Raw genomic sequence first — 14,270 nt, forward strand, 5'->3', positions numbered from 1 at the left:
CCTCCAGATACGTCGGGCCGAGGGGTTCGGGGCCGGGGACCGGGTCCGCCCGGAGCCGGGCAGGACCCGCCGGATCCGTCCGGAGCCGGCCGGGCCGGGGAGCCGCCTCCTCAGCCGGTCCGGGGACGCGGCACCCTGCCCCTCAGCGACCGGGCGAACAGCGAGCGCGCGAGGGCGGGCACGGCCGCGGCCGCCTTGCGGGTGTCCGAGACGCGGTGCCGGACGCTCCACACGTCGTAGTCGGCCGCGCGCACCTCGTCCAGGATCGCGCGGTAGAGCCGGAAGGCGGTGGCGACACACGGGCGCGCCACCGGCGAGAGCATGGCGATGCCCGGTTCGGCCCGCCGGTAGAAGCCCTGGTTGACCTCCACCAGGTCGGCCAGGGCGTCGCGCACGCGCGGATGGGACTCCCGTGCCCGCTCGCACCGCTCCAGCAGGTCCCGGTCCACGCCGTGCGCCGCCAGCACGTCCCGGGGCAGGTAGACGCGGCCGCGCCGCAGGTCCTCGGCCACGTCGCGCAGGAAGTTGGTGAGCTGGAAGGCCTCGCCCAGCGCGGCGGCGTGCGGGGCCGCCTCCTCCCGCGGGACCACCGTCCCCAGGACCGGCAGGACCTGCAGGCCGATCACCGCCGCCGAGCCGTACATGTACTCGCGCAGGTGGTCCAGGTCGCGGTAGCCGGTGACGGCCAGGTCCATGCGCATGGAGGACATGAACGCGGTGAAGTAGACGTACGGCAGCCCGTACCGGTCCACCGTGTGCGCCAGGGCGCTGAGCACGGGCGCGTTCTCGGCGTCCCGCGCCCGCCCTCCGGCCAGCACGCGGGCGAGGTCGGCGCCGATGCCGTCCAGACGCGCGGCCTGGTCTCCCGGGGTGGTGCCGGACGGCGGCTCGTCCACGATGTCGTCCACCCACCGGGCGAACCCGTACAGTGCGTGCACCCCGGGCCGGTGCTCGGGCGGCAGCACCCGCGTGGCCGTGTAGTACGTGCGCCCGTGACGGGCGTGCAGGGTGCGGCACCTGAGGTAGGCCTCCCGCAACGGCTGGCCGGTGATCCCCGCTGCGTCCAGTTCCGCGGTCCCCGCGCTCATCGGCGCCCTCCCGTCCGTCGGACCACCTTGGCGGCGGCGAGCTTGCCCGAGATCAGCACGGTCGGCAGGCCGACCCCCGGTGTGGTCCCGCATCCGGCCAGGACGGCGTTGGAGGTCCCGGGAACGGTGTTGCGGGGCCGGAAGGGCCCGGTCTGCGCGAAGGTGTGCGCCAGCGAGAACGGCGTGCCGTGGGCGAGCCCCTGCCGTGCCCAGTCCGCCGGGGTGACCAGGTGCTCGGTGCGCACGGAGGCGTCCAGCCCGTCCAGTCCCCGCTGTTCCAGCACCTCGACCAGGTGGTCCCGGTAGCGGGGGCCCTCCCGGTCCCAGTCGATGTCGCCCGCGGCCAGGTTGGGCGCCGGGGCGAGCACGTACAGCAGGTGTCGGCCCTCGGGGGCGAGCGTCGGGTCGGTGCGGCTGGGCTGGGTGACCAGCAGGGAGGGGTCGCTCATGGTGCGGCCCCGGTGGATGATCTCGGTGAAGGTGCGCTTCCAGGCGTCACCGAAGGAGATGGTGTGGTGGCCCAGTCCCTCCCAGGTGCGGTCGGTGCCCAGGTGCAGGACTACCGCCGAGGGCGAGTAGCGCGTGGCCACCGGACGCCGGGGTGTGTGGCCGAGCAGCCGGTGGGCGGCGGGCAGGTCGGTGGTGAGCACCACCTGGTCGCAGGCCAGCCGGTCCCCCTCCTCGGTGACGACGGCGGTGACCCGCGTACCGGCGCGTTCGAGCCGGGAGACCGCGTCCCCGTAGCGCACGGTTCCCCCGGCCTTGACGACCGCGCCCGCCAGGGCCTCGCCCAGCGCGCGCATCCCGCCCCTGGGGAAGTGGACCCCGGCGACGGTGTCCATGTAGGCGATGACGGCGTAGGCGGCCAGGGCTCTCTCCGGCGCCACCCCCGCGTACAGCGACTGGAAGGAGAAGACACGGCGCAGCCGCTCGTCCCGCACGTGGCGGCCCACCGCCGGGGCCAGCCTGCCGAAACCCCCCATCGCGGCGAGCCGGAGGAGGTCGGGGCGGACCAGGTCCAGCGGCGAGTCGAACTGGGCGTCGATGAAGGAGCGCATCTCCACCCGGTACAGCCGGGTGAGCCAGTCGCGCAGCCGCAGGTAGCCGTCGGCCTCGCGCGGTCCGGCCACCCGGGCGACCTCGGCGGCCATCGCCTCGCGCTCGGTGTGCACGTCGATCGAGGATCCGTCGGCGAAGGAGGCCCGGTAGGCGGGGCTCAGCGGCACCAGGTCGAGGCGGTCGGCCACGGTCTCGCCGACCGCGCCCAGGGCCTCGTCGAGGAGTTCGGGCATGGTGAGCACGGTGGGGCCGGTGTCGATCTGGAAGCCGTCCAGGTCGAGCCGACCCGCACGCCCGCCCGGATGCGGCTCGCGCTCGACCACGGTGACCTCTCGGCCGGCGCCCAGCAGGTGCAGCGCGCAGGCCAGTCCGGACAGCCCGGCGCCCACGACCACCACGGGATCGCGTCCGCGCGGTCCCGACCGCGTCCTGGGCGGGGCCGTTCGCGGCTCGGGTTTCTCGGGGTCGGGCACGGCGGTACTCCTCTCCGGTCGGACGGACACCTCGGACGCCTTCCCGCGCCGTGGTCACGCACGGCCCGTCATGGGGACTCCCGCGCGGTCAGGGCCGACAGAGTGCGCAGCCCCTCCAGCACGGGCCCGGGCGCGTCGAGTCCCTCCAGCCGGGCCTCGCCCCGCGCGGCGAGTTCCCGGCACCTGCGCCGAACCAGGTCGCGGGCGCCGACGCGGTCCAGGGCGTCGGCCACCTCGGCGGGGTCCGCGTCCGTGTCGGGGGCACCGACCAGGTCGAGCAGCCGCAGCGCGGCGGTGTCCCCGCGCTCCCGGGCCAGGCGGATGCCGGCCACGAGCAGCAGGGTGCACTTGCCCTCGCGGATGTCCTCGCCCACCGGTTTGCCGGTCCGGCCGCTGTCCCCGTAGACGCCGAGGAGGTCGTCGCGCAGCTGGAAGGCCGTGCCGACGTCCCTGCCGTAGCCGCGCAGCACGTCCACCGTCGCCGGGTCGGCCCCGGCCATCGCCGCGCCCAGGTGCAGGGGCCGCTCGACGCTGTACGAGGCCGTCTTGAGCAGGTCCACGCGCAGGGCCGCCTCCTCCGAGCGCTCCCTGCGGGCCTGGGCGCGCACGTCGAGGAACTGTCCGGCCATGATCTCGGTGCGCAGCTCCCGCCACACGGCCCGAGCCCGCGTGGGCTCGGGGACGCCCGGCAGGGCCTCTCCCAGCATGTCGTCGGCCCACACCAGGGCGAGGTCCCCCACGAGCACGGCCAGCGCCTCGCCGTAGCGGCGGGGCTCTCCGACGAGTCCGTCACGCAGGTGCTCGCCGATGTGGTGGGCGTGCACCGAGGGGCGGCCCCGGCGGGTCGGGGAGCCGTCCATCACGTCGTCGTGGACGAGCGCGCAGGTCTGGATGAGTTCCAGGGCGGCGCAGGCCTGGAGGGCGGAGCGCGCCGTGTCCCCGCTGGACGCGCCCCCGCCCGCGGTCCATCCCCACCACGCCAGCCGGGACCGCATCCTCTTGCCCCCGCCCAGGGTGAAGCGGGCGGTCGTCCCGGCCAGGTCCCTGCCGAACTCACCGTCGACGCGCCCGGCCTCGTCGAGCCTGCGGTCGAGGTAGTGCCGCAGCGCGTCGTCCAGGGCGGCACGCTCGTCCCCGGCCGCGCCGTTCCCGTGGTCGGTGTGCCTGTGGGTGTTCAGGATGGGATTGACGGCATCCTCCCCGGGATGGTCCCGGACTTCGCGCCCGGAAGACTCAGAGTCCATGCATCTTGGTAGGCGAACCACTTCCCCCCTCGCCGAGGATGAATCCCCGCGTCGAAGACGTGTCCCGCTTCGGGCTGGGCCCGGCGAGCCGCCACGCTCGGACTTCCGGGGACGGCCGGAGGCGCCGGTCGCACGAGTGCGGGAGAGGAGGCATGGACACCGCGTCGACCGCGTCCTCTCCACCCGGTTCCGGGGAGCCCCGTCCGGTGGATCCGGAAATCAGGTCGCGCGCCGAACTCTACGACGCTCTCCGGAGCGACGGGCAGCGACTCGCCGGTCGGCTTCACCCGCTCGCCGTACCGGATGGCCGTCCGGCTGACGGGGACGCGGGGCGCGGTCGCCCTCTTCCACGGCACAACACAGTCCGACATGGCCGAATGGGACCCATAAACCCCAAAAACGCGCTTTGTCTCTCGTAAGCCAACACTCCGCGATCGTGCGGTTGCTTCACGACATGGCGCTCAGCCCCTACCATCCCACGAGACATGACCATGGGCCGGACACGCACGGCCCGGCATCCCCCGACCAGAGGGGACGCCCGACCCTCCGGGGCTGGGAAGGAGCCACCATCTCACCCCTACGTGAGTACATCCGAGAACACACCAACCCCACGGTCTTCGGAGTCTCCGGGATCGTGATCCTCGCCTTCGTCGTCATCGGCATCGTCGCCACCGATCCGTTGCTGACCGCGGCCACGACCGCACGGGACTGGATCGGTGAGACCCTGGGCTGGGTCTACGTCCTGTCCACCACCTTCTTCCTCCTGCTGGCGTTCTTCCTCATGCTCAGCCGGTTCGGGAAGGTCCGTCTGGGCCCCGACGACTCGCGCCCCGAGTTCGGGACGCTGCCCTGGTTCGCCATGCTCTTCACCACCGGCATGGGGATCGGCCTGGTGTTCTGGGGGGTCTCAGAACCCATTCACCACCTGCACGCGCCCCGCTCCGCGGAGCTGACCCCTGTCGAGGGGTCACCGCCCCTGGCGGAGGCCGCCAACGACGCCCTGGCCCTGAGCTACTTCCACTGGGGCCTCCACCCCTGGGCGATCTACATCGCGCTCGGCCTGTCCCTGGGCTACTTCGCATTCCGCAAGGGCCTCCCCCTGCGCCCCGCCTCCGCGCTCTACCCGCTGCTGGGCGACCGCGCCTTCGGCTGGCCCGGCAACATCGTGGACATCGTGGCCGTGTTCGGCACCATCTTCGGCCTGGCCACGTCCCTGGGCCTGGGAACGCTCCAGATCAACGGCGGCCTCACCTCCGTCTTCGGCATTCCGTCCAACTCCACCGTGCAGTCGTTGATCATCATCGTGATCACCGGGGTCGCCCTGGTCAGCGTGCTCTCGGGCATCGACAAGGGCATCCGCCGACTGTCCGTCATCAACCTGTGGCTGGCGTTCCTGCTGTTGGTGGTCGTCTTCGCCCTGGGTCCCAAGCTGTGGATCATCAGCATGATGACCACGGGCGCGGGCGAGTACCTGAACAACCTCATTCCCTGGAGCCTGTCCTTCCCCAGCCCGCGCGTGGACCCGCAGGCGTTCGAGTGGGTCACCGCCTGGAGCATCTTCTACTGGGGCTGGTGGATCTCCTGGGCACCGTTCGTCGGCATCTTCCTGGCCCGGATCTCCTACGGACGCACCATCCGCGAGTTCGTGCTCGGGGCGCTGTTCGCCCCGGTCGTCGTGTCCATCCTGTGGTTCGGCGTGTTCGGCGGTTCCGGGCTCTACTACGAGCTGTTCGGCGACGGCGGCCTGAACGCGCTGAGCGAGGAGGACCGGTCCTTCCGCCTGCTGGAACTGCTGCCGGGGGGAGCGATCGTCGGAGGCCTCATCTCCCTCCTGCTGATCATCGTGGTGACCGTCTTCTTCATCACCTCCTCCGACTCCGGATCCCTGGTGGTGGACACGCTCACCAGCGGCGGCGGCATCAGGCCGGTCCGGGCCCAGCGCGCCTTCTGGGCCATCAGCGAGGGCGCGGTCACCCTGATCCTGCTGGTGCTGGGCGGCGAGAACGCGCTGGCGGCCCTACAGGCCGCGTCCGTCGTCACCGGTCTGCCCTTCGCGATCATCCTGTTGTTCATGGTGTGGGGCCTGGTCAAGGCACTGTCGGACGAACCCAGGCCGGGGGGCCCGAGGGAACGGCGCGCCGAGGACCGTCAACCCTCCGGCCCGTTCCCTGAGGGACAGCCGCGCGTGTAGTCCCAGACAGCACGAAGAAAGGAGGCGACCGTGGCGCCGAAGAGATTCAACAACCCCTTCCACGGTGTGGTGGACATGATCACCGAGATGAACCGCATCTCCGACAGCATGGCCTCGGTGGAGACCGGGCACGTCGGTGAGCGCGAGCGCGGACACGCCGACGCGTGGAGCCCGCCCACCGACATCCTCGCCCGGGGCAACGAGCTGATCATCCGCTGCGAAGTGCCCGGTGTGCGGGAACAGGACGTGTCCGTCAGCCTCAACCACGGAATCCTCACCATCACCGGCGAGCGTCAGCGGGACGAGGAGAGCAGCGTCGTCTACTACTCCTCCGAGCGGTTCATGGGAAAGTTCCGCCGGGAGATCAGCCTCCCGGAGGAGGTGGAGGAGAAGGACATCGAGGCCAGCTACGACGAGGGGCTGCTGGAGGTGGTGGTGCACGGCGCCGCCAACGCCAAGGGGCCCAAGCGCATCACCGTGCGCAGGCGGTCCCGGGACCAGAAGTCCTGAACCGTCGGCGGGGCCCCGCGGGAGCATTCCCGCGGGGCCCCGCCATGTGCGGCGCGTGTGACGGAAGTCGCCGGGAACCGAACGGCGCCCCGGACCGACCCGTGGGGTGAACGGCCGCGAGAGCGCGGCCCGAACCCATGGAGAGAACATGGATCGCGTCCGCACCATCCGTACCGCTCACACCGCCTGGGCGGCCTCCCTGCTCTGCCTCGGCCTCGCCCTCACCGCCTGCGGCGGGGCCCCGGAGGAGGGCACCGCCCCAGCGGACCAGGAGGCCGGCGCCGCGGCGACCGAAGCCGACTCCTTCTCCGTGACCGATCCCTGGATCAAGGCCGTCACCGCCGAGGAGGGGATGACCGGCGTCTTCGGGGAGCTGGTCAACGGCTCCGGCCAGGAGATCACCCTCGTCTCCGCGAGCTACGGCGCGGCCGGGAAGGTCGAACTGCACGAGTCCGTCACCGAGGGGGCGGACTCCACCATGCGCGAGAAGGAGGGCGGCTTCACCGTCCCCCCGGAAGGCAGCCATGTGCTGGAGCCCGGCGCCGACCACATCATGGTCATGGACCTGGCCGAGGACCTCGAACCGGGCGCCGACGCGAACGTCACCGTGGAGTTCTCCGACGGTTCCACGGCCGAGTTCACCGCGGCCGTCAAGGACTACGCCGGAGCCGACGAGGAGTACGGGGGCGAAGGGCCGGAGGAGTCCCAGGACGGGGGGCACGAAGGGCACGAGGACCACTGATGGGTGACGGCGAGGCACAGTTCAGCCGCCGGGGCCTGCTCCTCGGAGGCGCCGCCGCCGGTGCCGGTGCCGCCGGGGGCGCGCTCGCCCACCGGTGGACGGCGGAGCCGGCGCCGGCTCCCCGGGCCCCCGTCCTCAACGGCACGCTGACCGTACCGTTCCACGGCACCCGGCAGGCGGGGGTGGAGACGCCGCCGCAGGCGCACGGCACCTTCGTCGCCCTGGATCTGGAACCGGGGACCGACGCCGACGGGGTTCGGCGGCTCATGCGGCTGCTCAGCGACGACGCGGCACGCATGTCCCAAGGCGAACCCGCCCTGGCCGACACCGAGCCCGAACTCGCCGAGGTCCCGGCCCGGCTCACCACCACGTTCGGGTTCGGCAGGGGCCTGGTGGAACGGGTGGACGCCACCGCCGTACCGGACTGGCTGGGGCCGCTGCCGGAATTCGACCACGACCGGCTCGACCCGGCCTGGGGCGGGGCGGACCTGCTGCTCCAGGTGTGCGCGGACGATCCCGTCACCGTCTCCCACGCGGTGCGGATGATGCTCAAGGACGCGCGGTCCTTCGCGCGGGTGCGGTGGACACAGACCGGGTTCCGCCGTGCCCACGGATCCCAGCCCGGGGGCACCACCATGCGCAACCTGATGGGGCAGGTGGACGGTACCGTCAACCCGGTGCCGGGGACCGAGGAGTTCGACCGTCTCGTGTGGGTCGGCGGCGAACCGGAGTGGCTGGAGGGCGGCACGAGCCTGGTGTTGCGTCGGATCGCCACCCACCTGGACACCTGGGACGAGCTGGACCGGCCCGCGCGGGAGGCGGTCATCGGCCGCCGCGTGGACAACGGCGCGCCGCTGACCGGCACCGAGGAGCACGACGAGGTGGACCTGGACGCCACCGACTCCTCGGGGCTGCCGGCCATCCCCGCGTTCGCGCACGTGCGCCGGGCCCGCACCGACGACCCGGGCCAGCGGATCTTCCGCCGCGGCTACAACTACGACCACCGGGATTCCGGCGGCCAGGACGCGGGGTTGCTGTTCGCCTCCTACCAGGCCGACCCGCTGCGCCAGTTCGCACCCGTCCAGCAGCGCCTGGACGAACTGGATCTGCTCAACCAGTGGACGACCGCCGTGGGATCGGCGGTGTTCGCCCTTCCGCCGGGCTGCGAGGAGGGAGGATACGTGGGCCGGCCCCTGCTCGAAGGATGAGAGCCCCGTACCCGTCCGCGTGCCGCACCTTCTGGAACGGCCCCGCCTCGGGCCCCGGACACAGGGCGGGACGAGCGGGTGCGACGATGAGTCCATGACGGAGCGGCCACCCCTGCGCGCGGCCCGCGCCGGGGTGTTCGCCTCGGTGTGCACCGCCGTGTCCGTGGGCGGCCACACCCTGACCTCGGACCACGGCGTTCCGCTCGGCGGCCTGCTCGTGGGCGCCGTCCTGGTCTACGCCTTCGCCTGGGCCGCGACCGGCCGCGAACGCGGGTTCGGCACGATCGCCGGGTGGATGGCGTGGGGCCAACTGGGCCTGCACCTGGTGTTCTCCGCGGACTGGTCAGCGGGCGCCCACGGCGCCCACACGGTCGGCCCCGCCGCCGTGGAGGCCGCCTCGGGCGGCGCCGACATGCTCGCCGCCCACGTGGTGGCGGGCGCCGTGTGCGCCTGGTGGCTTCGCCAGGGCGAGGCGGCGCTCTTCTCCTACCTGCGGCTGACCGCCGCCGCGCTGCTGCCCGTCCTGGTGCTCGCGGTACCGCGTCCGACGCACGAGCGGGTACCGTCGTCCCCGTTCCCCGAGCGGGACGCGCCCGCGCCCGTCACGCCCTACCTGCGGCACAGCCTGGTTCTGAGGGGTCCGCCGGGGCTTTAGGCCGCCGTCCGTCCCGGACCGCTTCGCGCCCGCGCTCCCCCGCCGTCTTCCCCGCGCCCGCGCGACCCGGGAGGACCGCGGCCCCGGCGTGCCCCGCGCCGTGCCGCGGCCCCACCGCGCCACACGCGCCTCCCGCGCACGCCCGGTTCCCGCGTGCCCGCGTCCGGTCCCCCTCCACGAGGCCGGCCCCGCACGCCTTCCACCACCGCGCGCACCACCCCGCCCGAGGCCGTCCGCCGCCGGGCCGGTCGTGCGCGCCCGGAACCCGGAGCACCGATGCCCACCGAAACCACGTCCCAGGAACAGCGCCCGGTCCGGGCGCGGCACCCCTCCCGACGTCCCACGCACCGCCCGCGGACCGACCGTCCCGCGGGTGCACCCCGAAGCACCGCACCGAGCCCGGGGGGAGAGCCCCGCTCCCCCGAGGAACACGACCGCGAACTCGACCGGCTGGCGCTCGCCGCACGCCGGGGCTCGGACACCGCGCTGGAGGCGTTCGTCCGGTGCACCCGTCCCGACGTCGCCCGCTACATCTCCCGCAGGGTCCACTCCGACCGGGTCGAGGAGCTCACCCAGGAGACCTACCTGCGGGCACTGCACGGCCTGCCGCGGTTCGCCGGACGCGCCCCGGCACGGGCCTGGCTGCTGGCCATCGCCCGCAACACCGTCGTCGACCGCTACCGCAGCGACGCCGCACGGCCCGACTGCGTGGGCCCGGCCGACTGGGACCTCCTGCCCGAGCGGTCGGCCCGGTTCGACGAGTACGTCGCCCTGCGCGCCCTGCTGGACGGGCTCCCGGCCGAGCGGCGGCGGGCGTTCGTCCTCACCCAGGTCGAGGGCCTGACCTACGCCGAGGCCGCCCGGTCGGCGGGTGTCCCCGTGGGCACGATCCGCTCGCGGGTCGCCCGCGCCCGCGACGAGCTGCTACGCGGGTTCACCGCCTGAGGAAGGCGGACCGGAGCACGTCGGCGGTGTGGAGCGCCGACGCCCCGGGTCCCGGCCGCGTGGGCGGCGGGGACCCGGGGCGTCCGGGAGAGCGGGCGGTGCGTCGAAGGCGCCGGCCTCTAGAAGGTCCGGTCGGCCTCGTAGGGGCCGATCACGGCCAGCGCTCGGGGCTTCGCCAGCAGGTCGGCGGCCACCTCGGCCACCTCCTCCCCGGTCACGGCCTCGACCAGCGCCAGGTCCTCGTCGATCGAGAAGTGGCGGGGACGGTTCAGCTCGTGCGAGAGCAGCCGTCCCATCCGCGCGTTGGTGCCCTCGGTGCCCAGCACCAGCGACCCCTGGATCTGGCCCTTGGCGCGCTTCAGCTCCTCGCCGGTGAGCCCCGAGGCGGCCACCTTCGCCAGTTCCTCGCGGCAGACCCCGATGACCTCGTCGGCCTTCTCCGGCAGGCAGCCCGCGTAGATCTGGAAGATGCCGGTGTCGGCGTAGCTGGTGTGGTAGGCGTGCACGGCGTAGGCCAGGCCCCGCTTCTCGCGCACCTCCTGGAACAGCCGGGACGACATCCCGCCGCCCAGGGCGGCGCTGAGCAGCCGCAGCGCGTTCCAACGCGGGTCGTTGCGGGTCAGGCCCTCCGAGCCGAGGATGATGTGCGCCTGCTCGGTCTCGCGCGACTCCACCACCGTGCCCCCGTGGGTGGCCGCCGGGGAGCCGCCCGCGCGGGGGCGCACCGGGCGGGCGTCACCGGAGGCGGCCAGCTGCTCGGCGAAGACCTCCCGGACCTGCTCCACCACCCGGTCGTGGTCCAGGCTGCCCGCGGCGGTCACGATCAGCCCGCCGGGCACGTACGCGTCGCGGTACTGCTCGGCGATCCGGTCCCGGGACAGCGCCCGGATGGTGTCGTTGGTGCCCAGGATCGGGCGCCCCAGGGGCGAGTCGCCGAAGAAGTGCGCCGCGAAGACGTCGTCCACCAGGTCGGCGGGCTCGTCCTCGTACATGGCGATCTCCTCCAGGATCACGCCCCGCTCGGTCTCCACCTCGCCCTCGTCGAGCACCGAGTTGGCCACCATGTCGCCCACCACGTCAACGGCCAGCGGCAGGTCCCGGTCGAGCACCTTGGCGTAGTAGCAGGTGTGCTCCTTGGTGGTGTAGGCGTTGTGGTCCGCCCCCACACCGTCCAACAGCGCGGAGATCTCCAGAGTCGAGCGAGCCTTGGTCCCCTTGAACAGCAGGTGCTCCAGGAAGTGCGAGGACCCCGCGTGCGCGGAGTCCTCGTCGCGGGAACCCGTGGTCGCCGAGATCCCGAACGCGGCGGACCGACCGCCCGGGACGGTCTCGGTGACCACGCGCAACCCGCCGGGCAGCACCGTGCGGCGCACCAGGCCGGAGCCGCCGTCCGGCTCCAGCAGCGTCACGGTCGTGCCCGGCTCCTGTTCGGCGGCGATGGGGACAGAGCTCATAGATCCTTCTTCTTCGTCGGACGTCGGTGGCCGGGCCCGCCCGGCGGGCCCAGCCGAGGATACGCGGTGGGGGCGGCCGCACCCCACGGTGCGACCGCCCCCTTCAGGCGTCGGTCAGGCTCAGGTGTTCTCGGAGCGCGCCGAGCTGCGGCGGCGGCGGCGACGCGGGGCGTCCCCGTTCCGCTCGGCCTTCTCCCCGCCGTCGCCGTCCTCGTCCGAGGACCCGGCGTCCTCCTCCGGGGCGGACTCGGCCGGGGCGGGAGCGGACTCGGCCTCCACGACCTCGACCGGGACCAGCGACAGCTTGCCGCGGTCGTCGATCTCGCGGATCTCGACCTGGATCTTCTCGCCGATGCCGATCACGTCGTCGAGGTTCTCGATCCGCTTGCCGCCGTGCAGCTTGCGGATCTGCGAGATGTGCAGCAGGCCGTCCTTGCCGGGCAGCAGCGACACGAACGCACCGAACGCGGTCGTCTTGACGACGGTACCCAGGTAGCGGTCGCCGACCTCGGGCATCGTCGGGTTCGCGATCTGGTTGATCGTGTCCCGCGCGGCCTCGGCCGAGGGGCCGTCGGTGGCACCGATGTAGATGGTGCCGTCGTCCTCGATCGAGATCTCGGCGCCGGTGTCGTCCTGGATCGAGTTGATCATCTTGCCCTTGGGGCCGATGACCTCGCCGATCTTCTCGGTCGGAACCTTGACGGTCAGGATGCGCGGAGCGTACGGGCTCATCTCGGACGGACGCTCGATGGCCTCGCGCATGACGTCGAGGATGGCCAGGCGGGCGCCACGGGCCTGCTGGAGCGCGAGCGCCAGCTGCTCGGCGGGGATGCCGTCGAGCTTGGTGTCCAGCTGCAGGGCCGTGATGAGGTCGCGGGTGCCGGCGACCTTGAAGTCCATGTCGCCGAACGCGTCCTCGGCGCCGAGGATGTCGGTCAGCGTGACGAACTTGTCGCCCTCGCTGATCAGGCCCATGGCGATACCCGACACCATCTCCTTCAGGGGCACGCCGGCCGCCATCAGGGACATGGTGGAGGCGCAGACCGAGCCCATCGAGGTGGAACCGTTGGAGCCCAGCGCCTCGGAGACCTGCCGGATGGCGTAGGGGAACTCGTCACGGGCGGGCAGGACCGGGAGCAGGGCGCGCTCGGCGAGGGCGCCGTGCCCGATCTCGCGCCGCTTGGGCGAACCCACCCGGCCGGTCTCACCGGTGGAGTAGGGCGGGAAGTTGTAGTTGTGCATGTAGCGCTTGGTCTTGTCCGGGTTGAGCGTGTCAACCATCTGCTCCATGCGCAGCATGTTGAGTGTGGTGACGCCCAGGATCTGGGTCTCACCGCGCTCGAAGAGGGCCGAGCCGTGCACCCGCGGCAGCACGCCGACCTCGGCGCTGAGCTGGCGGATGTCCTTGGGGCCACGGCCGTCGATACGGATCTGCTCGCGCAGCACGCGCTCACGCATGAGCTGCTTGCTCAGGGAGCGGAAGGCGGCGCCGACCTCCTTCTCGCGACCCTCGAAGTCCTCGGCGAGCCTCTCGCCCGCCGTGGCCTTGACGCGGTCCAGCTCGGCCTCGCGCTCCTGCTTGTCGGCGATGGTGAGCGCCTTGGACAGCTCCTCGCGGACGGCGCCCTCCACGGCGGCGTACACGTCGTCCTCGTAGTCGAGGAAGATCGGGAACTCGGCCTGCTCACGGCTGGCCTGGTCTGCGACGGCCTGCTGGGCCTTGCACAGGACCTTGATGAAGGGCTTGGCGGCCTCCAGGCCCTCGGAGATGGTCTGCTCGTTGGGGCCGACGGCGCCCTCGGAGACCAGCTTGAGGGTGTGGGGCGTGGACTCGGCCTCCACCATCATGATGGCGACGTCGCCGTCCTCCAGGACGCGACCGGCGACCACCATGTCGAAGGTGGCCTTCCCCAGCTCGGTGTGGGTCGGGAAACCCACCCACTGGCCGTCGATGAGGGCGACGCGCACGCCGCCGATCGGACCGGAGAAGGGGATCCCGGAGATCTGCGTGGACAACGAGGCCGCGTTGATGGCGACGACGTCGTACAGGTGCTCGGGGTGCAGGGCCAGGATCGTCTCGACGACCTGGATCTCGTTGCGCAGGCCCTTCTTGAACGACGGGCGCAGCGGCCGGTCGATCAGACGGCAGGTGAGGACGGCGTCCTCGGAGGGACGCCCCTCACGCCGGAAGAAGGAGCCGGGGATACGGCCCGCGGCGTACATGCGCTCCTCGACGTCCACCGTCAGGGGGAAGAAGTCGAGGTTCTCCTTGGGACGCTTCGAGGCGGTGGTGGCGGACAGCACGACGGTCTCGTCGTCCAGGTACACCGTGGCCGCACCGGCGGCCTGGCGAGCCAGGCGACCGGTCTCGAAGCGGATGTTGCGGGTGCCGAAAGAGCCGTTGTCGATGACGGCTTCGGCCGAGTACACGCCCTCCATGGGCGACCTCCTACTACACGTGATTCGCGTTCGTCGCGCTGGACACGGGGTGCCCTGTGCGCGACCGTCATTACGTCTTCCCGCGTCCGTGCCCCGGAGTTGATGACGGCCGGTCATCGATCGAAGCCCACGGCATACCCTGGCGGGGATGTCCGGAGGCCACTACCGAGGACCGGCCTCGACTCTGCGGCCGAGGGAGAGGCGCGGGTGGTTCTCTGTGGAGTTCGGTGCGGACGGCGGCCCGTGGCCCCCGTCGTGTTAC

At 72.5% G+C, this 14,270-nt stretch carries 11 protein-coding genes; 6 read left to right on the forward strand and 5 right to left on the reverse strand.

Features of this window, described 5'->3' with window-relative positions; genetic code table 11:
• Positions 1–110 precede the first annotated feature (110 nt).
• The 3 genes from FYX01_RS07165 to FYX01_RS07175 all read right to left on the reverse strand — a co-directional run bounded on the left by FYX01_RS07165 (position 111) and on the right by FYX01_RS07175 (position 3,864).
• Positions 111–1,088 carry a phytoene/squalene synthase family protein gene (locus FYX01_RS07165; RefSeq protein ID WP_150238828.1) on the reverse strand — a complete coding sequence of 326 codons (978 nt, stop codon included), beginning with the start codon at positions 1,086–1,088 and terminating at the stop codon, positions 111–113.
• Positions 1,085–2,545 carry a phytoene desaturase family protein gene (crtI, locus tag FYX01_RS07170; protein ID WP_150239391.1) on the reverse strand — a complete coding sequence of 487 codons (1,461 nt, stop codon included), beginning with the start codon at positions 2,543–2,545 and terminating at the stop codon, positions 1,085–1,087. The genes FYX01_RS07165 and crtI overlap by 4 nt, the downstream gene beginning before the upstream one ends.
• A 143-nt stretch (positions 2,546–2,688) precedes the next feature.
• The gene (locus FYX01_RS07175; RefSeq protein ID WP_150238830.1) at positions 2,689–3,864 is read right to left on the reverse strand and encodes a polyprenyl synthetase family protein; all 1,176 of its coding nucleotides are present in this window, start codon (positions 3,862–3,864) and stop codon (positions 2,689–2,691) included.
• 589 nt (positions 3,865–4,453) lie between these two features.
• Here FYX01_RS07175 and FYX01_RS07180 point away from each other — a divergent pair.
• From FYX01_RS07180 to FYX01_RS07205, 6 genes are all read left to right on the forward strand, one after another.
• Positions 4,454–6,055: a BCCT family transporter gene (locus FYX01_RS07180; RefSeq protein WP_223830358.1), complete on the forward strand. Its 1,602-nt coding sequence runs from the start codon at positions 4,454–4,456 to the stop codon at positions 6,053–6,055.
• A gap of 30 nt (positions 6,056–6,085) precedes the next feature.
• Positions 6,086–6,565, forward strand: coding sequence for an Hsp20/alpha crystallin family protein (locus FYX01_RS07185; RefSeq protein WP_150238832.1), 480 nt, complete (start codon positions 6,086–6,088; stop codon positions 6,563–6,565).
• Positions 6,566–6,713: 148 nt separating this feature from the next.
• Positions 6,714–7,307, forward strand: a complete 594-nt coding sequence (locus tag FYX01_RS07190) for a copper chaperone PCu(A)C (RefSeq protein WP_150238834.1) — start codon at positions 6,714–6,716, stop codon at positions 7,305–7,307.
• Complete coding sequence (locus tag FYX01_RS07195; RefSeq protein ID WP_150238836.1) at positions 7,307–8,515, forward strand: Dyp-type peroxidase; 1,209 nt, start codon at positions 7,307–7,309, stop codon at positions 8,513–8,515. The genes FYX01_RS07190 and FYX01_RS07195 overlap by 1 nt, the downstream gene beginning before the upstream one ends.
• A 94-nt stretch (positions 8,516–8,609) precedes the next feature.
• A complete protein-coding gene (locus FYX01_RS07200; RefSeq protein WP_150238838.1) occupies positions 8,610–9,170 on the forward strand; it encodes a hypothetical protein in 561 nt (186 codons plus the stop codon).
• 276 nt (positions 9,171–9,446) lie between these two features.
• Positions 9,447–10,115, forward strand: coding sequence for a sigma-70 family RNA polymerase sigma factor (locus FYX01_RS07205; RefSeq protein ID WP_150238840.1), 669 nt, complete (start codon positions 9,447–9,449; stop codon positions 10,113–10,115).
• A 119-nt stretch (positions 10,116–10,234) separates the two neighbouring features.
• Here FYX01_RS07205 and FYX01_RS07210 read toward each other — a convergent pair whose 3' ends face one another.
• Positions 10,235–11,569 carry a M16 family metallopeptidase gene (locus tag FYX01_RS07210; RefSeq protein ID WP_150238842.1) on the reverse strand — a complete coding sequence of 445 codons (1,335 nt, stop codon included), beginning with the start codon at positions 11,567–11,569 and terminating at the stop codon, positions 10,235–10,237.
• A 120-nt stretch (positions 11,570–11,689) separates the two neighbouring features.
• A complete protein-coding gene (locus FYX01_RS07215; protein ID WP_150238844.1) occupies positions 11,690–14,008 on the reverse strand; it encodes a polyribonucleotide nucleotidyltransferase in 2,319 nt (772 codons plus the stop codon).
• Positions 14,009–14,270: the final 262 nt, after the last annotated feature.

Origin of the sequence: Nocardiopsis quinghaiensis (genome assembly GCF_008638365.1) — a bacterium.
Lineage (GTDB): Bacteria > Actinomycetota > Actinomycetes > Streptosporangiales > Streptosporangiaceae > Nocardiopsis > Nocardiopsis quinghaiensis.

Coding starts and splice junctions, on each gene's coding strand:
- FYX01_RS07195 (WP_150238836.1), top strand. CDS start 7,307: ATGGGTGACGGCGAGGCACAGTTCAGCCGCCGGGGCCTGCTCCTCGGA.
- FYX01_RS07200 (WP_150238838.1), top strand. CDS start 8,610: ATGACGGAGCGGCCACCCCTGCGCGCGGCCCGCGCCGGGGTGTTCGCC.
- FYX01_RS07205 (WP_150238840.1), top strand. CDS start 9,447: ATGCCCACCGAAACCACGTCCCAGGAACAGCGCCCGGTCCGGGCGCGG.
- FYX01_RS07190 (WP_150238834.1), top strand. CDS start 6,714: ATGGATCGCGTCCGCACCATCCGTACCGCTCACACCGCCTGGGCGGCC.
- FYX01_RS07215 (WP_150238844.1), bottom strand. CDS start 14,008: ATGGAGGGCGTGTACTCGGCCGAAGCCGTCATCGACAACGGCTCTTTC.
- FYX01_RS07165 (WP_150238828.1), bottom strand. CDS start 1,088: ATGAGCGCGGGGACCGCGGAACTGGACGCAGCGGGGATCACCGGCCAG.
- FYX01_RS07210 (WP_150238842.1), bottom strand. CDS start 11,569: ATGAGCTCTGTCCCCATCGCCGCCGAACAGGAGCCGGGCACGACCGTG.
- FYX01_RS07175 (WP_150238830.1), bottom strand. CDS start 3,864: ATGGACTCTGAGTCTTCCGGGCGCGAAGTCCGGGACCATCCCGGGGAG.